Here is an 18,722-nt window from a genome sequence, read left to right as displayed (position 1 = left end):
GTCCGGATCAGGCGCGGCTCGGGTGCCGGCCGGTGTGATCCGACGGGTGGGACCGGCGGAGGTGGTCGACGATCAGCTCCCGGATCACCGGCGACCAGTGCGGGGGGAAGATGTGGCCCATGGCGGCGATACGCCACAGCCGCGCGCGGGGGATCACCCGGCGCAGTTCCTCACCGTGCTCCAGCGGGAAGACCGGGTCCTGCTCGCCGTGCACGACGAGGGTCGGCACGTCGAGGGCGGGGAGCCGGCCGGTGAGCGGGGGCGTCCGGTCCAGGGCCGTCAGATGGCGCCAGGAGGTGTCGGGCCCCTCCGCACGGGACGCCACACGCCGGACCAGGTCCTCCCAGTAGACCCGGTCGAACGGGACGTTGGGCCCGACCAGCACCCGCCAGCCGTCGACCGCGGCGGCCAGTGACTCCTCGGGGCCGCGCGGCGGTGACGCCGTGAGCCGGGCGACGTGGTCCACCATCGCCGGACGCGGACCGGGCAGTCCGGTGCACGGCGGGCGCGAGACGTCACCGTTGGCGTCGGGGGAAGAGGACAACAGCACCAGGGACCGCACGAGTTCGGGCCGCTCCAGGGCGAGCAGCTGGGCCACCATGCCGCCGAACGACTGGCCCACCACATGCGCCCGGCCCAGCCCGAGCCCGGTGATCACCTCGGCGGCGTCCGCGGCCGGCACCGAGAGGTCGTACTCCCCCGCGGACCTGCCCGATCTGCCGGTGTCCCGGTGGTCGTAGCGCACCACGAAGTAGCCGTCCGCGGCCAGCAGCCGGCACAGTTCGTCCGGCCACCCGATGCCGGGCACCGTGCCGCCCATCACCAGCAGCAACGCCGGGTCACGGCGGCTGCCGAACGTCTCCGTCCACAGCCGCAGCCCGTCCCGCGTCGTGATTGGCCTCTCCACTGGGCTGTATGTCCCCTTGGTAGTGTGCGTCGGGACCACGATCATCCGTCCCTGGGGGAACACATGACCCGCGCCCGCACGGCACTTGTCCTGATTGACTTGCAACGGTGGATCGTCGACATGCCGTGGCAGCCGATCAGCGGTGACGCCGTGGCGGACGCGTGCGGAAGACTGCGAGAACACTTCACGGACACCGGCTCCTCGACCGTCGTCCTGGTCCGCTACGTACGGGCCGACGGCGCCGACGGCGGCATCGCCGCCGCCCCCAACCAGCTGGTGGCGGCCTGCGCGCCGCGCCCCGGCGACCACGTGGTGACCAAGAACGGCCTCGACGCCTTCGAAGGCACCGACCTCGAGGCGCTCCTGCGCCGCGAGGAAGTCACCGAGGTGGTGATCGCGGGGCTGTCCACCGCCCACGGTGTCGCCGCCACGGCCGCGACGGCGGTCCGCCTGGGCCATGACGTGGTCGTCGTCTCCGACGCCACCGCGAGCGTGGACGAGGCGCAGCACCGCGAGGCACTCGACCGGCTCGCCGCGTCCGGCGCGCGCATCACCTCGTTCGCCGGCCTGACGGCCGCGCAGGCTGCCGGGAACTGACCCGGCGGCCTGCGGCCGGGCCGCCTACTGGTAGCTGACCGCCGTCGGCTTGACCACGTACACGATCCGGTGCGCGGCGTCCGGCGGCGGCCCGTCCAGCTTCATCCCGTACCGCTCGGCGAGCTGCGCGAAGAACTCCGCCGAGGAGTCGTCGTCGATCCGGACCACCTCGCCGCGGATCTCCAGGTAGCGGTAGGGCTGCTCCGGGTCGTTGACGGACACCGCGACCTGCGGGTTCGCCGTGATGTTCTTGTACTTGTAGCGGATCGTCGTGTTGGTGAAACGGATGTACTCGCCGTCCCAGGAGAACCACATCGGGTTCACCTGGGGTCCGCCCGCCCGGCGGATCGTGGCCAGGTGACCGAAGAGCGGCCGTTCCAGCAGGTCACGGTGGCTGTCCGGAATGAGACTCATGCGGTGTGTGCCTTCACTTTCTCGTGTGCGCCCCGCCGGCTGTCGAACAGAGGCCGGAACAGGTCGGTCAGTCGGGCCCGCATCGCGCGGGCGTCCCTGGTGGTGATGTCCACGTGGCCGTCGGGCCGGGCGAGCACCAGGGCCGGCCGGCCGCGGTGTGCCACGGTGCGGACGTCGAGGACCACGTCGAGCCGGTCCGCGCACCAGCGGCTCAGCTCCCGCGTCTCCTCGTCCGGCTGCCCGGCGACGATCAGCGTGTGGCGCAGGTCGTCGAGGCGGCCGCGCAGCGGCTTCGGCACGAGCGCGCCGGGCACGAAGCCGGCGACCTTGCCTCCGGCCGACGCGTCGGCGCGGTACTTCGTGCGCAGACCGGCGAGCCAGGGTATGTAGGCGAGGTCGAACAGGCGCAGTCCGGAAGCGACCCGCAGCGCGTTGTCCCGCAGCACGACCTGGTGCCGCTTGCGCAGCAGCCACAGCCGGGTCTGCACGTCGGCCTGGCGCACCACCGCCCGCGCCACGTCCCCGCGCTCGGCGGCATAGGTGTCCAGCAGCCGCTGCGCGCTGCGCCCGTGCCAGACGAGGGCGAGCTTCCACGCCAGGTTGTGGGCGTCGTTGACACCGGTGTTGAGCCCCTGGCCGCCCGCCGGGCTGTGGATGTGCGCGGCGTCCCCGATCAGGAAGACCCGGTCGACCCGGGTCGTCTCGGCGTGCCGGGCGTGCACGTTGAAGACGCTGATCCAGTCGGGGTCGCGCAGCCGGATGCCGCCCGGTCCACGCTCGTCGACGAGCTGCTGCACCGCCGCCAGGTCGATGTCGTCCTGGGTGACACCGGGGGGCGCCGAGGTGAACACGCGCCAGCGCCCGTCCGGCAGACCGCAGGCCACGAGGATGCCCCGCGGCGAGCAGAAGTAGTGCGTCATGCGGTGGTCGAAGGACGTGTCGACCATCACGTCGGCCACCACGAATCGCAGTTCGTAGGTGGAGCCCTCGAAGCCGACACCCAGGTGCCCGCGTACGGTGCTGCTCGCCCCGTCCGCTCCGACCAGGTAGGCGAACTCCTCCTGGCGCTCGGTGCCGTCCGGGCCGCGCAGCGTGGCCCGCACCCGGTCGCCGAGCTGTTCGAAGCCGAGCAGCTCGGTCGCCCACTCCACGGTTCCCCCGACGGTGGCGAGGTTGGAGCGCAGCACCTCCTCGATGTCCGGCTGCGGGCAGATCAGGGGCTGGGTCTCGGGACGGTAGCGCAGGTCGGCGATGACCTTGCCGTCGGAGTAGTACCGCATCTGCGACTGGGGCAGCGCGCGGGCGGCGAGCAGGTCCTCGCCGCCGACCCGGTGGATCAGTTCGACGGTGCGCGGCCACAGGCCGAGCGCCTTGGACAGGGTGGTGGGGCCGTCGGCCTTGTCCACGCAGCGGACCGGCACGCCCCGGCGCAGGAGTTCGGTCGCCGCGGTCAGCCCGGCCGGTCCCCCGCCGGTGACGAGGACGGGCAGCGCATCCGCCGGGGTGCTCATACGACGGCCTTCTCGGGGGCGGGCTCGGCGGGCGCCGTCTGCTGGGCGGGCTCGCGCAGCATCACGCCCACCAGCACCGCGCTCGCGGCGCAGATGGCGACGACCACCCACAGCACGAGGTGCAGCGCGTCGGTGTAGCCGCCGGTCAGCAGGGCACGGAAACCGGAGCGGGCGGAGCCGGCGACGCTGCCGGCGGCGCCGGCCAGGTCACCGCTGATCACACGGTCGGCCAGGGCGCCCGCGTCGGCGCCCCGGGCGCCCGGGATGCCGGGCAGGCCGTCGGCGATGTGCGAGCGCGTCGAGTTGAGCAGCACGGCGCTCATCACGGCGATGGCGAACGCCTCACCGGCCAGGCGCATCGTGTTGAACATGCCCGCGGCGGCACCCGCCTGGGTGGGCTCCACGGAGGTGATCGCCACACCGTCGACCAGACCGGCCGTCATGCCCATCGAGATGCCGAGCAGCAGCAGCGGACCGGCCAGCGAGGCCACCGACGCGTCCGGGGCGATCAGCGTGAGCCAGCCGGCGCCCAGCGCGGCGACGACGAGGCTCAGGGTGAGCACGAGCCGGGTGGAGACACCGTTCTTGACCAGCTTGCTGACGACGAGCGGCACCACCAGGACGGGCAGGGTGAGCAGCATCATCGTGGCGCCGGAGGCGTTGATGCTCATGCCCGCCGCCGAGGTGAAGTACGTGGGCAGCAGCACCAGCAGGCACACGAAGCTGAAGGACAGCGCGACGGGGATCAGCGAGACCGCCATGAAGCGGCCCTGGCCGAGCAGCGAGAGCTGGAACATGGGCTGGCGCTGGCGCAGTTCGGCGACGACGAAGAGGGCCATCAGGACGACCGCGGCGGTGAACAGCAGCAGCGTCGTCGCACTGGTCCAGCCCCGCTGGGGGCCCTGGACGATGGCGAACATCAGGCAGAACAGCGACAGGGTGAAGGTCGTGGTGCCGGCCCAGTCGACCTTGGTGGCGGCGGGGTTCCTCGACTCGGGCATCGCCGGCACCGCGAACAGCACGATCACGGCGACGACCAGGTGCGACACGAACACCGCACGCCAGCCGAAGGCGTTGACCAGCGCACCCGCGGTCGACGGGCCGAGCGCCAGACCGGCACCGGCCGACGAGCCGAGGATCGCGAAGGCACGGGCCTGCGCGGCGCCCTCGAACGTCGTGGCGAGCATCGCGGCGCCCGCCGTCATGACCGCGGCGGCGCCGAGCCCGGCGAGCGCACGGGCCACGTCGAGGACGACGATGCTGGACGTCACCGCGCTGGCCAGGCTGGACAGGGCGAACAGAACGGTTCCGGCGGCGAACATCCGGCGCCGGCCCAGGATGTCCGCGAGCGAGCCGCAGCCCAGCATGAAGCAGGCGAAGGCGAGGTTGTAGGCGTTGACCACCCACTGGAGCGGGGCGAGCCCGACGTGCAGCGTGGAGCTGATGTCCGGCAGGGCGACCGAGGTGCCGGTCAGCGAGGCGGGCAGCACCAGGACGGCGAGGCACACCGCGGCGAGAGTCAGCGTCGGATTACCGCGTGCGGAGTCCGGACGAGCCGTGCTCATGAAGCGTTTCCCTTTCGTGGGGGGGTGATGGGGGTATGCGGAGAAGGAGAGGTGGGTGGGTTCAGCGGGCGGGACGGGCGACGACGGCGCAGGTGAAGCCGAAGCCTCCGCCGGCCGAGATGGCGAGGGCGATGTCACCCGGCGCGAGCAGGTCCTGCTCCCGGATCGCCGTCAGGTTCGCCGCCATGTCACCGGCGCCCAAATGGCCCGTGCGGGTGCCGAGTTCGACGATCTCCGCCTTGGTCAGGCCCTCGACCGCCGGATGGTAGGTCTCGCGGCGGACCTTGACGCCGACCCGGGGAAGGGCGAGGAGGCGGATACGCGGGTCGTCCGGTTCGATGCCGGCCTCGTCCAGCGCCGTCGTGACGATGGTGCGCAGCGCGGTGTGCACCCCGCGGTAGAAGCCGTCGAGGCCGACGTCGGTGATGTACGCCTTCTTGGTGCGCCGGACGTCGATCCGGTCACTGGTCCAGCGGCCGGCCGGGGTGAACTCGTCCCGGCCCCGGTGCAGCCCCTCGGCTTCCGAGACCGCGGCGCTGGACAACCCGAGCAGGGTGAACTCGTCGGCGGTGTCGTCGCGTTCGTGCAGCAGCAGGGCGGTGGCGCCGTCGCCGTAGAAGACGCCGTAGTCGCCCGCCCAGCGGTCGAACCCCTCGTCGGGGAAGCGGTCGCCGGTGGTGACGAGCGCACTGCCCGTGGCGGGGTCGGCCAGGAGCCGGGAGGCGGCCGCCTCCAGGGCGGTTCCGCCGCCGTTGCACATCACCTGGATGCCCAGCGGCACGCCGCGCACCGCGCCGACGCGGTGCGCCACGTAGTGCGCGGGCGACCAGAAGTCGTGTCCCTGGTGGTGGATCCAGGCGTGGGTGGTGAAGCCGAGGGCGGAGCCGTCCCAGCCCGCGGCGGCGAGGGCGTCCCGGGCCGCCTCCACCGCCATGTCCGGTGCCGAGACGGTGTCCGCCACGGGCACCTCGGTGACTCCGGTGTTCGTCAGGTCTTCTTCGCTGATCCTGTCGCGGGTGAGGGCGTCCTGGGCGGTTTCCACGGTCTGCGGCAGCCAGGTCGTGACGGCCCGGATTCCCAGCCCGTTACCGAGTCGCATCGTCGATTTCCTCCGTGCTCGTGGTGATGGGGGCGGTCAGGAGTGACGGCGTGGACGCACCCCGCGGGGCGGGCGGGCCGGTGGCCGGGTCCGCAGCCGCGGTCCCCTGTGCTGCGGCTGCGGACCCGACGGCCGAGGGGAGCCTCATCCAGCCGTGACGGCCGGCGTGCTCCACGAGCACCGGGTCGTCCCCGACGATCCCGGCCCGGCCCACACAGGCCAGGAGCGGCAGGTCGGAGGCGTGATCGCCGTAGGCCACGCACGCCTCGGGCCAGGCTCCCGAACGGTCCATCAGGGCGCGGGCGGCCGTGGCCTTCCCCTCGCCGATCACGGTGCTGAGCACCTCGCCCGTGTAGCGGCCGGCGGCCACCTCGGGCTCGCTGCACAGCACGTGGTCCGCGCCGAGGTACTGCGCGATGGGGTCGAGGCAGGCCCGGAAGGAACCCGAGACCAGGGCGACGCGGTATCCCTCGCCCTGGAGCCGGCGCAGTTCACCCACGGCTTCGGCGTGGAAGAACCCGGCGCGCCGGTGCACGGCGGCGAACCAGCGCCGCCCGCTCTCCGCGACCGCCGCCCGCTCCATCCCGGCGTAGGAGCGGTAGTAGGCCCGGTTGGTCTCCTCGCGGGGCACGCCGGCCCGTGCGGCTCGCGTCAGGGCGTCCGCGGCCGCCCGGTAGCGCTCCTGGTCGGCGAGGTGGAACTCCAGGAAGGAGAACATGCTCTTGAGGCCGATGAGCGTCTCGTCGACGTCGAAGAACGCGATCCGGGCCGGCCCCGCCGGGCCGCTCGCCCGCTCGTTCGCGGGGAGTCGGGTGATGCCGCTCATCGGCTCAGTACCTGCTTCCCTGGGCCGGGGGCAGCGCGTCCAGGTCGGCCAGGTCCTGCGCGGTGAGGTGGACGTCCGCCGCGGCCAGGTTCTCCCGCAGGTAGCGGGAGTTCTTCGTGCCGGGGATCGGCACGACGCGTTCGCCCTGCGTGAGCGTCCAGGCGATGGCGACCTGGGCGGGCGTGACCGCACGGCGGTCGGCCACCTCCCGGACCACGTCGACGATGCGCTGGTTGGCCTCCATCGCGGCGCGGTGGAACCGCGGGCTCGCGGCGCGGAAGTCGGTGTCCTCGAACTGGTCCGCGTGCAGCGTCCCGGTGAGGAAACCGCGGCCCAGCGGAGCGAACGGGACGAAGGTCGCCCCCACGCTCTCGCACCAGCCGACGACACCGCCGCCCTCGCCCTCCAGGGCATCGCGCGTCCACAGCGACAGCTCGGACTGCACGGCCGTCACCGGGTGGATCGCGTGCGCCTCGCGGGCCTGTGCCACGGTCGGCTCGGACAGGCCGAGCCAGCGCACCTTGCCCTGCGCGACGAGTTCCGCCATGGCGCCCCAAGTCTCGGACAGCGGCACCGCCGGGTCGATGCGGTGGACGTAGTACAGGTCGATGACGTCGGTGTTCAGCCGCCGCAGGCTGGCCTCCACCGCCCGGCGCAGATAGGCCGGAGAGTTGTCGCGGTGGGCCTCGCGCGCCTTCAGGTCGTCCAGGACGATGCCGAACTTCGTCGCGACGACGGCCTCCTCCCTGCGGCTCGCGACGGCCCGGCCCAGCAGCGTCTCGTTGTGGCCCGCCCCGTACAGGTCGGCGGTGTCCAGCAGGTTGCCGCCCAGGTCGAGTGCCTCGTTGATGACCCGGATCGAGCGCTCGTCGTCCCGGGCGGACTCCTGATAGAGCCAGCTCATGCCCATGCACCCGAGGCCGACGCTGCCGATTTTGGTTCCCGTGTTGCCCAGATTCCTCAGGAGCACTTTCTTCTTCCCTTTCCTGTCAGACGGCCGCGAGGACGAGCGCGGCGTTGTGCCCGCCGAATCCCAGCGACGTGCTCACCGCGACCTCCAGGTCGGCCTTGGCCGCCGTGCCCGTCGCGATGTCGAGGTCGATCGCGGGATCGAGCTCGGTGAGGTTGGCCGTCGGAGGGACCAGCCGGTGGTGCAGTGCCAGCGCGGTGAAGGCGGCCTCGACGGCGCCGGCCGCCGCCAGCGTGTGTCCGGTGACGCCCTTGGTCGACGTGACCAGCGGGCGCTCGCCGAGGACCCGGCGCAGCACGCGCCCTTCGGTGACGTCGTTCAGCGGAGTGGACGTACCGTGCGCGTTCACGTGGTCCACGTCGCCCGCGCCGACCCCCGCGTCGGCGAGTGCGGCGCGCAGGGCACGTTCCATGCCCGCACCACTCGGATCGGGGGCGGTGGCGTGGTGGGCGTCGGACGACCAGCCGAAGCCCACGACGTCGGCGTAGACCCGCACGCCCCGCGCCCGGGCGTCCTCGGGCCGTTCCAGGACGAGGATCCCCGCGCCCTCGGCGGCGACGAAACCGTCGCGCGCCACGTCGAACGGCCGGGACGCGGCGGCCGGGTCCTCACGCCGCCCCGACAGGCCGCCCATCCGGGTCAGCCCGGTGATGGTCGCGGGTGTCAGCGCGGACTCGGCCCCTCCGGCGAGCACCACGTCACAGGTGCCGGACCGCAGCAGATCCCGGGCCAGGCCGATCGCGTTGGAACCGGACGCGCAGGCGGTGGCCGTGACCATGCTCGGCCCGTACGCCTTGACGTCGATGGCCAGATGCCCCGCGACCATGTTCGACATCCCCATGGGGACCGTCAGCGGGGAGACGCTCTTCGGCCCGTCCTGAAGGAACCGGCGGTGCTGCTCCTCCCAAGTGGCCGTGCCGCCGAGGGAGTTGCCGACGATGACACCGACCCGGGTGCCGTCCCAGCTCTGCGGGTCGAGGCCCGCGTCGGCCACCGCCTGGCGGGCGGCGACGATCGCCAGCTGAGTGAAGCGGTCCAGTCGCCAGGCGCTGGCGGTCCCGAGCAGCGCCCCGGCGTCGAAGCCGGGCACACGGCAGGAGAAGTCGACCGGGAGACCGGCGAGTTCGGGATCGGGGGCGGCGGTCGGCCGGCCGGAGCACACCCGCTCCCAGCTGGTCCGCGCGTCGAGGCCGGCCGGGGTCACGAGTCCCAGACCCGTGATCGCCACGGCCCCCTTGGACGAGTCGGTCACGCCCGCACGCCCTGGGACTCGATGAGCTCGACGGTCTCGGCGATCGTCGTCTCGCCCTGGAGGAGGTCGTCACCGAGGTCGGTGCCCAGCTCCTTGTTGATGATCATGGTGAGCTCGATCAGTGCGAGCGAGTCGAGACCGAGGTCCTTGTAGCAGATGTCCGCTTCGGCCTTCCCGGCGGGCACGCCGAGCTGGGTGACGAGGAGACCGGTCAGCTTTTCGTGGATCGCGCTCATGGCTTTGCCTTCTTCTCGGTGCGTGGATGTCTACGAACGAAGGGGTGTCTACGGATGAAGGGGGTGTCTGCGGATGAAAAGGGTGTCTGAGGGTGAAAAGGGTTTCTGCGGGTGTAGGGATCGACCGGTGCACGCCGGTCGCGGACCGGAACGGTCAGCGCGCGTGGGCGAGTTCGGCCGGGGTGGACGGGTACGGCAGCGGTTCGACCGACAGTTCGGGGAACCGCAGGGCCGCGGCCCCCCAGGTGAGCCCCCCGCCGAAACCGCACAGCAGCACCCGGTGGCCGGGAACGACCGACCCCGCGGCCACGGCGTCGGTCAGCGCCAGCGGGATGGACGCGGCGACGGTGTTGCCCACCCGGTCGAGGTTGGCGACCACCTTCTCCTCGGGCAGGCCCAGCTGCGCGCCGACCGCCGACAGGATGCGGATGTTCGCCTGGTGGGCGACGAGCCGGTCCAGCGATTCGACCGGCCAGCCGAGTCGTTGCGCGAGCCGCAGCGACGACTCGCTCATCCGGGTCACGGCGTTGCGGAACACCGAGCGGCCCTGCATGGCGAAGAACGCGTCGCCCGGCTCGGCGAGCCCCTTCGAGCGGTACTCGGACCCGCCGCCCGGCACGGTGATCAGGTCGGCCTGGGAGCCGTCACTGCCCAGGTCGAACCCGAGCAGCGCGCCGCGCTCCTCCGGGTGACCGGCGCGCAGCACCGCGGCACCCGCGCCGTCCCCGAAGATCGCCCGGGTCGTACGGTCCTCGGGGGCGAGGATCGTCGAGAAGGTGTCGGCGCCGATCACCAGCGCACTGTCGGCCACCCCCGCGGTGATCATGCTCGACGCGGTGGCCAGCGCGTACACGAACCCCGTGCACACGGCCGCCACGTCGAACGCGGGGATGTGGCCGAGCCCGAGCCGGCCGGCCACCTCCGGCGCGGTGGCGGGACACGGGTGGTCCGGGGTGCTGGTGGCGAGGACGAGGAGGTCCACCCGGTCGGTGCCCGCCGAACCGAGGGCCCGCGCCCCCGCCTCGACCGCCACCCCGGAGGTGGACAGCCCCGGCGGGACGACGAACCGCTGCCGGATCCCGGTGCGCGTGGTGATCCACTCGTCGCTGGTGTCGAGTTCCCGGGCGAGGTCGTCGTTGGTGATCCTGACCGGCGGCAGCCAGCCGCCGAGCCCGGCCAGTACCGCCGCTCGTGCGCTCACCGCGCCCTCCGGTGCGAGGCGGGGACGGCCGCGGTGGCGACGGTGCCGGCCGCTATCTCCTCACCGTTCTGCCGGAAGAGGACCCGGAAGGTGCGGATGCCGTCGCTCTCGTCCTCCGGGACCGCGCTGACCGTGGTCGGCGCGTCGAGCTCGGCGAACCTGGTGAAGGCCAGGTCGAACCCGACCATCGTGGTGGCCTCCGCGGGCCGGCCGAGGAGCCGGGCACCGCAGAACAGGGCCGCCTGCCGCGCCGCCTCCGTGAGCACCATCCCCGGCAGGTGGTCCTGCGCGTGGTCGAACATGCTCGGGTTGTCGGTGGGGATGCGTACGCCGGCGACGATGCCGTCTCCGTCCCGCACCGGCTCGGTCAGCAGCGCGTTGACCGGGTTGGCACGCCCGACCTCCGGCGCGTCGACCGTCGCCGGCACGGCCGCGACGTCGTCGGAGGAGACGGGCGGGCTGCCGCGCCGCTTCGACCGGATGACGGAGTACGCCGCGGACGACACGTAACCGACCGCCATGCGCACCTCGCCGACCTCCTGGCCCGCGAGGAAGAACCGCATGTCGTACGCCGCCGACCGCGCGGGGGCGCTCGCCCCGGTGGGACGGTCCGTGGTGACCTCCATGGTCAGTTCCGCCGGGTCACCGGAGTGGGCGTGGAACAGGCCCGGCAGCCGCATCGACCACGACTGCAGGACGAACTTCGTGTCGTCGTCGACACCGAGGTGCCGGTGCGCGCCGCAGGTCTCGGCCTGGCGGGCGCACTCCAGCAGGAGCACCGGGTCGACCACCGTGTGTCCGGCGTGATCGGTGAAGTAGGCGTGAGAGGAGGGGAGCTGGGCGCCCGCGAGGAAGCGCTGCCCGTCCACCGCAGCGGTGTCGGTGAGGAAGACTTCCGACAGGGCCCGGCGGTGGAGCAGGCGCCGGTCGACCGACCGGACGAACTCGAGCTCCCGCAGACCGGGGGTGAAGGCACTGGTGGTCACCGTCATCGGTGGGTAGCCCCTCTCTCGAGAACGCCGCGTTCCCCTCGCCGGCGTTCTCGGCATCTCGTCGTGGTGCGCCGCCGGACGAAGGCGTCCGCGGCGGATGCGAAGAAAACTAGCCACGGCTTCTGTCGCCCCACTGTCGGAGCGTGTAAGAGGCTGACTCGGGCCTGTAAGGAGGCTGACTCGAGAAAGAGTCGAGGCCCTGACTCGAGGGTGGGAGGAGGCCGACTCGAGGAGCGGGACACGACGTCGCGGCGGGTGCGGAGCCGTGACGACGGCGGGGAAACGACAGCGCGGACCGTCCCCGGAAGTCCCGGGGGCGGTCCGCGCCGGTGTGAGGGGTGCGGGGTGCGGGCTCAGGCGAGCTTCGCGTCCAGCGTGATCGGTACGGCCTTCAGGGCCTGGCTGACCGGGCAGTTGGCCTTGGCGTCCTGCGCGGCGGCGACGAAGGCGTCGTTGTCGATGCCGGGGACGGTGCCCTCGACGGTGAGGTGGATGCCGGTGATGCCCTCACCGGGCTGGAAGGTGACGTCGGCGGACGTGACGAGCTTGGTGGGCGGGGTGCCGGCCCCGGCCAGACCGTGCGACAGCGCCATGGAGAAGCAGCTGGAGTGGGCGCCGGCGATCAGCTCCTCCGGGCTGGTCTTGCCGTTCGCCTGCTCGGCGCGCGACGGCCACGACACCGGCTGCTGACCGATGCCGGAGGAGTCGAAGGTGACGACACCGTTGCCCTCGAGCAGGTTGCCTTCCCAGACGGTGTGTGCGGAACGCGTGGTGGCCACGATTCTTCCTTTCGCGTGTGGTCCCGCCCAAGCGGGTTCCCTAGGCCCCCATCCGATCACATTTCCCCACGCCGCACGCGCAGGATGGGCCCCTCACGCCGCGCTCCGCTGCCGCCGCGCCGCGAGCCACGCGTACACCGGGACGCCCGCGAAGAGGAACAGCACGCCCTGGTAGACGGCCGCGTAGCCGGCGCCCGCGACGAGCCACAGCGAGAAGCCGAAGGCGAGCGCGGCGAGGACCGCGTCGCGCACCAGCCGCACCCGGTCGACCTGCTCGCCCCGGGCGAGGTGGAAGATCTGCGCGGCGGTGGCCAGCAGGTACGGAACGGTCGCGGTGAAGGTGGTGACCAGCACCAGGATCTCGAAGACCCGCGCCGAACCCGCCGTGTAGTTGTAGATCGTCAGCAGGGAGGCGAGGACGACGGTGACGCCCACGCCGACGGTCGGCACACCGCGCCGCTTGCGGGTGAACGCGGCCGGGAACAGCCCGTCCCGGGCCGCCGCGTAGGGAGTCTGGGCGCTCAGCAGGGTCCAGCCGTTCAGGCAGCCGGTCATCGACACGAGGGCGGCGAGCGCGACGGCCCAGCCGCCCCAGGAACCGCCGAACATGGCGTTCACCGCGTCCGAGAACGGGGCGGTGGAGTGCACCAGCCTGTCGTGGGCGACCGTGCCGAACACGGCGAGGGTGCCGAGCAGATACACCACGGCGGCGCCGACGGTGCCGATCACGGTGGCGCGGCCGACGTTGCGGCGCGGGTCGCGCACCTCGCCGGCGCTGACCGCGGCGGACTCCACGCCCAGGTAGGAGAAGAGCAGGATCGCGGCGGACGCGGAGATCGCGCCGAGGGTGCTGCCGCCGCCCGCCTGGAAGGGTCCGAGGTTGCGCGCGTCGAAGTGGAAGAGGCCGCCGATGGCGACGAGCAGCAGCGGCGCGAACTTCAGCACGGTGGAGATCAGCTGCACGGCGCCGACGTACCGGCTGCCGGCGAAGTTGGACAGGGCGGGCAGCCACTGGATGACGAGCGCGGCCAGGCAGGCGCTCCACTTGTGGTCGTTCACCGGGATCAGCACGTCGAGATAGCCGACGGCGGCGACGGCGAGGGCCGCGTTGGAGACCCAGGTGGTGATCCAGTACGCCCACGCGGCCAGGAAGCCGGCGAAGTCACCGAAGGCCTCGCGGGCGTAGACGTAGGGTCCGCCGGTGCGCGGGTCGCGCTCGGCGAGCCGGCCGAAGACCAGGGCCAGCGCGATCGCACCGAGCGTCAGCACGCCGAAGGCGAGCAGGCTGACGGTGCCGAACGGGGCCACGGAGGCCGGGAGGAGGAAGATGCCGCCGCCGATGATGTTGCCCATGACGAGGGCGGTGGCGACGGGGAGCCCGAAACGCCGGGCGTGCTTCTCGGGTGCCGACGCGGACCGGGTCGCGGTCGCCTCGGGGGCCGGAGCCTGGACGGTCCCGGAGTCGTGCATGGAGTGGTGCGCCTCTCGTACGTGCTGGGTGGCCCGGGATCGCCGGGCGGCCCGCCGAGCTGCCGGGCCGGTGTCCGGGATCGCCGGACGACCGACCATGGTCGGTCACCGCTGCGAGTCGCTCCAAATCACGCGCTTTTGTCCTGTACGGCCGGGTCGGGCACCGCAAAAGGTGTGCTCCCGAGGGCCTCGTACCGCGAATCGTCCACCGGCACCTGAGGGCCGTCCGCCTCGCTCAGCCAGCGCCGCAGCACCCGGTGGAGGTGCTCGGCGCCGACGAGATCCGCTCCCTCGGCCACGGGCGCGGACAGCGCCAGGGGCGACAGCAGGAAGGGCCGGCTCTGGGCGCCGCCGAGGCCGCCGTGGGAGCCGATCTGCTCCTCGAAGGCGAGCACCTCGCCGTCGGCGGGATCGTAGGCGGAGTTGACCATGATGTCGGCGGCGTGCGGAAAGGAATGGGTACGGCGCACGGCGTCGGCCGCGCCGGGCCCGAACGGGGCGAGCGGCCCGCAGCCGTCCTTCAGCTCCCCGACCGGTATCGCGGCCCCCCGCGCACCGAGCACCACCCCGCCGTGCTCGGCACTGCGCACGAGCAGGAAACCGACGCCGGGGTGGTGGGCAAGGGTGGGCAGCAGAGCGGGGTGGCGGGCGTCGATCTCCTCCCGGGTCATGCGGTGCGGGACGTCCGGGAAGGAGACCAGGCCGAGGTTGCCGGAGGCCAGCACGACCGGCTCGGAGCGCCGCCCGGAGGGCCGGTGCTGCTCGCCGCCCTCCTCCACGGGCCGGCGCAGCGCGGCGCGCACGGCGCTGCGGGCCTCGGCACCGCTGCGGGTGCGCCGGGCACGGCGCGGCACGGGCAGCCCGCACCCGGCCCGCACCAGGTCGCCGAGGGTCAGCCCGTACCGGGAGCGGAAGGTCTCCCCCGGGCTCTGGCCGTGATCGGACAGCACAACGATCCGGTAGGGCCGAGGGGCATGCTCGGCGGCCTTCTCGATCAGCGCGAGGGACCGGTCGAGCCGCTGCAGCACCTTCTCCGCATCCCGGCCGGCCGGGCCGGAGTGGTGGGCGACCTCGTCGTAGGCGACGAGGTCGGCGTAGACGCTGGTGCGGCCGGCCAGCAGGTCGCCCATGACGGCGGCCACGACGACGTCGCGTTCGACGACGGTGGCGAAGGCGCGCACGAGGGGGTACAGGCCGCCGCGGCCGACCCGCGGCCGCTGCCGGCGCACCCGGGCCCGGACGGACTGGCCGATCTCCCGGCCGGCCTCGGCGACGAAGGACAGGGCGGTGCGGACGGCGTTGGCCGGATCGGAGAAGTAGGCGAAGTACCCGGCGCGGGAACGGTTGGCACGGCCGATACGGGCGGACACCGACAGGACGAGGGCGTTCTCGTCGGCCCCGCCGCTGAAGAGGTTGCCGCGGCTGGCTCCGTCGGCGGTGAGCAACCCGCCGTCATGCGTACGGGCGACGGCGCGTCTCTGCAGCTCGGCCGCCGACGACGGCCGGTTGCACACCATCACCTCCCCCGTGTCCTTCTCGTACCAGCGGAAGGCGGGAACGTCGTGGTTGGAGCCGTGCAGGATGCCGAGCTGGCTGGCGCCGGTCTGGCTGGACCAGTCGGTGCGCCAGGCCGTGAGCCGGTGGGTGGGCTCGCCGAGCCAGCGGGCGACGGTCGGCATCAGCCCCTTGTCCACGGCGTTCCGCAGCACGTCGTGACCGACGCCGTCCAGCTGGAGGAAGACGGTGCCGGGCCCGGACGGACAGGGCGGCCCGCGCCGGCGTCTGCGCGTGGCGAGCCGCAGCAGCCGGCGCCGATAGGCGTCGTCGTCCCGCACCGCGAGGGCGGCGCCGGTCGCGGAGGCCACGGCGGACATCACGGCGGCGACGATGACGGCCGTCTCGGGAGCGGCGGCGCTGTCACCGGAGGGGTTGATCCTCAGCGCGAGCCACAGCAACGACCCGTTGAGGAAGAACACCAGCAGCCCCAGCAGGAGGGCCGGCACGAGCAGCAGCAACCGCACGAGCAACGGCCACACCAGCGCCGACAGCAGACCGAACGCCCCGGCCCCGAGCGCGGCGGTCACGGCGATACGGGTCGCGCTGTCCCCATCGGCGGACTGCAACTGGAAGTCGGGCAGCAGCCCGGCGAGCACGAGCATGGTCACGGTGGAAGCGGCCCACACGACGACGCTCCGCCCCACCTGCCCGACCACCCGCCCCCAACGCCCTCCCCACACAGCGCACCAACCTCCCGTCCCGGCCTCCCACCCACGAAGACCTCCGGCACTACACCCTGTCATACCGGTTTGTCCTGGGAGGGGGGAGGCCGGGAGGGAGGGCGGGGGCCGGGATGGGAGGAGGCCGGGAAGGAAGGAGGCCCGGAGGGGAGGGCGGGGGCCGGGAAGGAAGGAGGCCCGGAGGGGAGGGCGGGGGCCGGGAAGGAAGGAGGCCCGGAGGGGAGGGCGGGGGCCCGGGTGGGGGCTGGGCCGAACACATGAGGTGCAGGGGCGGGGCCCCGCCGGGGTCCGGGGCGGAGCCCCGTGACGGGGTGCAGGAGGCGGGGCCCCCGCCGGGGTCCGGGGTCGGAGCCCCGTGGCGGCACCTCCTGGCCAACCGAGACGGGTGGGCGGGTGGGCAAACACCCCCCGGGGTCCGGGGCGAAGCCCCGTGGCGGCACCTCTTGCGCAAGCGAGACGGGTGGGCGGGCGGGCAAACACCCCCGGGGTCCGGGGCGGAGCCCCGTGGCGGCACCTCCTGGCCAACCGAGACGGGTGGGCGGGCGGGCAAACACCCCCCCGGGGGGCGCGGGGCGCAGCCCCAGCGAACGGCAACCGAGGCCAAAGCAAGACCGGCGGAGCCCTCAGCGGCCGTCGTACCCCGCCGTCGGCATCGACAGCCTCCGATGCACCCGCGCCTTCATCTGCGCGTCGTACGCCGGCTCGGCGCAGCCGACCGTCTCCACCCGCACCCCCCGCCGCGCGCACTCCGCGGTGAACTCCTCCACGGAGGACAGCGCGGACTCCAGCACCCGCCGACTCGGCGCGACGAACACGTCCCGGCCCGCCCGCACCCCGTCCCACAGCACGCAGTGGTCGGCCCGCAGCCCCCGGACGAGCAGTTCCCGCGCGACGACGTAGCCGCGCTCCGCGGCCCAGCGGGCGCACATCGCGAACTGGCTGCGGGAGTCCACCAGAAAGGGGTCGCTGTCCAGCTCCTCCAGCGGCGTCAGACCGGCGATCGCCGTGACGCGGACCTGGGCCGGCCGGCCGAAGGCACCCCGCACCTCTCCCATGGCGTCCCCCTCACCTCCGGGTTTCGCCGCCGACCCTACTCCTGCCCGTAGGCTTCGGGGGAGTCGCGCGAAGGAGGCATTGAGGTGCCGGTGGAGATCACCTGGTGGGGTCACGCCACCTGCACGGTGGAGGACTCGGACACCCGTGTGCTCACCGATCCCCTGTTCACCCGCCGGCTGGCTCATCTGCGGCGCCGCCGCGGGGCGCTGCCGCCGCCGGACGCCTGGCGCGCGGACGTCGCACTGGTGTCCCATCTGCACGCCGATCACCTCCACGTGCCCTCCCTGGCGCGGCTCGCGCCGGGCACGCGCCTGCTGGTGCCCCGCGGTGCGCCGAGCGCCGTACCGGGGCTACGGCGTCTGACGCATCTGGATCTGCGCGAGATGGCTCCCGGCGACGAGACCCGGGCCGGGGATCTGGTGATCCGCGCGGTGCCGGCCGAGCACGACGGCCGCCGGCTGCCGTTCGGCCCGCACCGCTCGCCCGCCCTCGGGTACGTCGTCGAGGGTGAGGCGCGCACCTATTTCGCCGGGGACACCGCTCTGTTCGAGTCGATGGCGAAGGAGGTCGGCCCGATCGACGTGGCGCTGCTGCCGGTCGGTGGCTGGGGACCGTACCTCGGGGAGGGGCATCTGGACGCGGGGCGGGCGGCGCAGGCCCTGGCCCGGCTCGCGCCGCGCTGCGCGATACCCGTGCACTACGGCACGTACTGGCCGATCGGGATGGACGCGGTGCGCCCGCACGAATTCCACGCGCCCGGCGAGGAGTTCGTGCGGCTCGCGGCCCTCAGGGCCCCGGACGTGACCGTGCACCGGCCGGCGCACGGCGAGAGCGTGCGCCCGGCGGTCGCCCCGTGAGCTGGCTGGCCGCCGCGGTGACGGCGGTGCCGACGCAGTCCACGCAGCAGGCGCTCGGCTACCCGTCGCTGTTCCTGCTGGTGCTGATCGGCGCGCTGGTGCCGGTGGTGCCGACGGGCGCGCTGGTGAGTTCGGCGGCGGTGGTCGCCTTCCACCAGACGGCGCCGTTCTCGCTGGCGCTGGTCTTCGTCACGGCGTCGCTCGCCGCGTTCTGCGGGGACGCGGCGCTGTACTGGCTGGGCCGGCGCGGGATGCGCTCGCACAGCGGCTCACGCTGGCTGGAGGCGATCCGGTCGCGGGCGCCGCAGGAGCGGCTGACGCAGGCCCAGGACAAGCTGGCGGAGCACGGGGTGGCGGTGCTGGTGCTGTCCCGGCTGGTGCCGGCGGGCCGTATCCCGGTGATGCTGGCGTGCCTGCTGGCGAAGTGGCCCCTGCGGAGGTTCGCGCGGGGCAACCTGCCGGCCTGCCTCGCGTGGGCGGTGACGTATCAGGTGATCGGCATCCTCGGCGGCTCGCTGTTCCCGGAGCCGTGGGAGGGCGTGGTGGCGGCGATCGCCCTGACGATCCTGGTCAGCGCGGCCCCGGCCCTGTGGCGCCGGCTGCGCGGCACCCCGGCCGGCTGAACCGGGGCGGCCCCCGGCCTCCCCCACCCGCGGGAGCCTGCTCCCCCCACCTTCCCGCACCCGCCACAGCCCCGCCCCCTACGCCCCTCACGCCCCCGGCGCCCGACGCCCCTCACCCACCCGCCACAGC

Annotated in this window: 18 protein-coding genes; 3 read left to right on the top strand and 15 right to left on the bottom strand. The window is 73.3% G+C overall.

The window, feature by feature from the left end:
- Positions 1-7: 7 nt before the first annotated feature.
- The gene (locus ACZ64A_RS02545) at positions 8-907 is read right to left on the bottom strand and encodes an alpha/beta fold hydrolase (RefSeq protein ID WP_469807717.1); all 900 of its coding nucleotides are present in this window, start codon (positions 905-907) and stop codon (positions 8-10) included.
- Between the two features lie 63 nt (positions 908-970).
- On the opposite strand from ACZ64A_RS02545, the gene ACZ64A_RS02540 reads away from it, so the two are divergent.
- Complete coding sequence (locus tag ACZ64A_RS02540) at positions 971-1,504, top strand: cysteine hydrolase family protein (protein WP_469807715.1); 534 nt, start codon at positions 971-973, stop codon at positions 1,502-1,504.
- A 24-nt stretch (positions 1,505-1,528) separates the two neighbouring features.
- On the opposite strand, the gene ACZ64A_RS02535 is transcribed toward ACZ64A_RS02540, so the two are convergent.
- The 14 genes from ACZ64A_RS02535 to ACZ64A_RS02470 all read right to left on the bottom strand — a co-directional run bounded on the left by ACZ64A_RS02535 (position 1,529) and on the right by ACZ64A_RS02470 (position 17,111).
- Positions 1,529-1,918: a PPOX class F420-dependent oxidoreductase gene (locus ACZ64A_RS02535; RefSeq protein ID WP_361627128.1), complete on the bottom strand. Its 390-nt coding sequence runs from the start codon at positions 1,916-1,918 to the stop codon at positions 1,529-1,531.
- Positions 1,915-3,429 carry an FAD-dependent monooxygenase gene (locus tag ACZ64A_RS02530; RefSeq protein WP_469807714.1) on the bottom strand — a complete coding sequence of 505 codons (1,515 nt, stop codon included), beginning with the start codon at positions 3,427-3,429 and terminating at the stop codon, positions 1,915-1,917. The genes ACZ64A_RS02535 and ACZ64A_RS02530 overlap by 4 nt, the downstream gene beginning before the upstream one ends.
- Positions 3,426-4,994 (bottom strand): MFS transporter, encoded by a 1,569-nt coding sequence (locus tag ACZ64A_RS02525; protein ID WP_469807713.1) that lies wholly within the window; start codon positions 4,992-4,994, stop codon positions 3,426-3,428. The genes ACZ64A_RS02530 and ACZ64A_RS02525 overlap by 4 nt, the downstream gene beginning before the upstream one ends.
- 61 nt (positions 4,995-5,055) lie before the next feature.
- Complete coding sequence (locus ACZ64A_RS02520) at positions 5,056-6,093, bottom strand: beta-ketoacyl-[acyl-carrier-protein] synthase family protein (protein ID WP_469807711.1); 1,038 nt, start codon at positions 6,091-6,093, stop codon at positions 5,056-5,058.
- Complete coding sequence (locus ACZ64A_RS02515; protein WP_469807710.1) at positions 6,080-6,919, bottom strand: HAD family hydrolase; 840 nt, start codon at positions 6,917-6,919, stop codon at positions 6,080-6,082. The genes ACZ64A_RS02520 and ACZ64A_RS02515 overlap by 14 nt, the downstream gene beginning before the upstream one ends.
- Before the next feature lie 4 nt (positions 6,920-6,923).
- Positions 6,924-7,889 carry an aldo/keto reductase gene (locus ACZ64A_RS02510; protein ID WP_469807709.1) on the bottom strand — a complete coding sequence of 322 codons (966 nt, stop codon included), beginning with the start codon at positions 7,887-7,889 and terminating at the stop codon, positions 6,924-6,926.
- Positions 7,890-7,908: 19 nt separating this feature from the next.
- Positions 7,909-9,141 carry a beta-ketoacyl-[acyl-carrier-protein] synthase family protein gene (locus tag ACZ64A_RS02505; protein WP_469807707.1) on the bottom strand — a complete coding sequence of 411 codons (1,233 nt, stop codon included), beginning with the start codon at positions 9,139-9,141 and terminating at the stop codon, positions 7,909-7,911.
- Positions 9,138-9,377, bottom strand: coding sequence for an acyl carrier protein (locus ACZ64A_RS02500; RefSeq protein WP_469807706.1), 240 nt, complete (start codon positions 9,375-9,377; stop codon positions 9,138-9,140). Before ACZ64A_RS02500 ends, ACZ64A_RS02505 begins: the two co-directional genes overlap by 4 nt.
- A 154-nt stretch (positions 9,378-9,531) precedes the next feature.
- Complete coding sequence (locus ACZ64A_RS02495; protein ID WP_469807705.1) at positions 9,532-10,578, bottom strand: beta-ketoacyl-ACP synthase III; 1,047 nt, start codon at positions 10,576-10,578, stop codon at positions 9,532-9,534.
- Positions 10,575-11,570, bottom strand: coding sequence for an AfsA-related hotdog domain-containing protein (locus tag ACZ64A_RS02490; RefSeq protein ID WP_469807704.1), 996 nt, complete (start codon positions 11,568-11,570; stop codon positions 10,575-10,577). The genes ACZ64A_RS02495 and ACZ64A_RS02490 overlap by 4 nt, the downstream gene beginning before the upstream one ends.
- A gap of 353 nt (positions 11,571-11,923) precedes the next feature.
- Positions 11,924-12,349, bottom strand: coding sequence for an OsmC family protein (locus tag ACZ64A_RS02485; RefSeq protein WP_469807703.1), 426 nt, complete (start codon positions 12,347-12,349; stop codon positions 11,924-11,926).
- A gap of 93 nt (positions 12,350-12,442) precedes the next feature.
- A complete protein-coding gene (locus tag ACZ64A_RS02480) occupies positions 12,443-13,819 on the bottom strand; it encodes an amino acid permease (RefSeq protein ID WP_469807702.1) in 1,377 nt (458 codons plus the stop codon).
- A 128-nt stretch (positions 13,820-13,947) separates the two neighbouring features.
- A complete protein-coding gene (locus tag ACZ64A_RS02475) occupies positions 13,948-16,002 on the bottom strand; it encodes a phage holin family protein (RefSeq protein ID WP_469807701.1) in 2,055 nt (684 codons plus the stop codon).
- A gap of 677 nt (positions 16,003-16,679) precedes the next feature.
- The gene (locus ACZ64A_RS02470; protein WP_361627167.1) at positions 16,680-17,111 is read right to left on the bottom strand and encodes a hypothetical protein; all 432 of its coding nucleotides are present in this window, start codon (positions 17,109-17,111) and stop codon (positions 16,680-16,682) included.
- An 84-nt stretch (positions 17,112-17,195) separates the two neighbouring features.
- Here ACZ64A_RS02470 and ACZ64A_RS02465 point away from each other — a divergent pair, with 84 nt between their 5' ends.
- Positions 17,196-17,969: an MBL fold metallo-hydrolase gene (locus ACZ64A_RS02465; protein WP_469807700.1), complete on the top strand. Its 774-nt coding sequence runs from the start codon at positions 17,196-17,198 to the stop codon at positions 17,967-17,969.
- Positions 17,966-18,592 carry a DedA family protein gene (locus tag ACZ64A_RS02460; protein ID WP_469807699.1) on the top strand — a complete coding sequence of 209 codons (627 nt, stop codon included), beginning with the start codon at positions 17,966-17,968 and terminating at the stop codon, positions 18,590-18,592. The genes ACZ64A_RS02465 and ACZ64A_RS02460 overlap by 4 nt, the downstream gene beginning before the upstream one ends.
- Positions 18,593-18,722: the final 130 nt, after the last annotated feature.

Source organism: Streptomyces sp. NPDC104814, assembly GCF_055583185.1.
Note: the sequence above shows the minus strand (reverse complement) of the source record. Positions and strands in the feature narration are given on the sequence as shown.

Excerpts from the sequence above, each read along its gene's own strand:
- ACZ64A_RS02540 (WP_469807715.1), top strand. The coding sequence starts at position 971 with ATGACCCGCGCCCGCACGGCACTTGTCCTGATTGACTTGCAACGGTGG.
- ACZ64A_RS02535 (WP_361627128.1), bottom strand. The coding sequence starts at position 1,918 with ATGAGTCTCATTCCGGACAGCCACCGTGACCTGCTGGAACGGCCGCTC.
- ACZ64A_RS02530 (WP_469807714.1), bottom strand. The coding sequence starts at position 3,429 with ATGAGCACCCCGGCGGATGCGCTGCCCGTCCTCGTCACCGGCGGGGGA.
- ACZ64A_RS02525 (WP_469807713.1), bottom strand. The coding sequence starts at position 4,994 with ATGAGCACGGCTCGTCCGGACTCCGCACGCGGTAATCCGACGCTGACT.
- ACZ64A_RS02520 (WP_469807711.1), bottom strand. The coding sequence starts at position 6,093 with ATGCGACTCGGTAACGGGCTGGGAATCCGGGCCGTCACGACCTGGCTG.
- ACZ64A_RS02515 (WP_469807710.1), bottom strand. The coding sequence starts at position 6,919 with ATGAGCGGCATCACCCGACTCCCCGCGAACGAGCGGGCGAGCGGCCCG.
- ACZ64A_RS02500 (WP_469807706.1), bottom strand. The coding sequence starts at position 9,377 with ATGAGCGCGATCCACGAAAAGCTGACCGGTCTCCTCGTCACCCAGCTC.
- ACZ64A_RS02490 (WP_469807704.1), bottom strand. The coding sequence starts at position 11,570 with ATGACGGTGACCACCAGTGCCTTCACCCCCGGTCTGCGGGAGCTCGAG.
- ACZ64A_RS02480 (WP_469807702.1), bottom strand. The coding sequence starts at position 13,819 with ATGCACGACTCCGGGACCGTCCAGGCTCCGGCCCCCGAGGCGACCGCG.
- ACZ64A_RS02470 (WP_361627167.1), bottom strand. The coding sequence starts at position 17,111 with ATGGGAGAGGTGCGGGGTGCCTTCGGCCGGCCGGCCCAGGTCCGCGTC.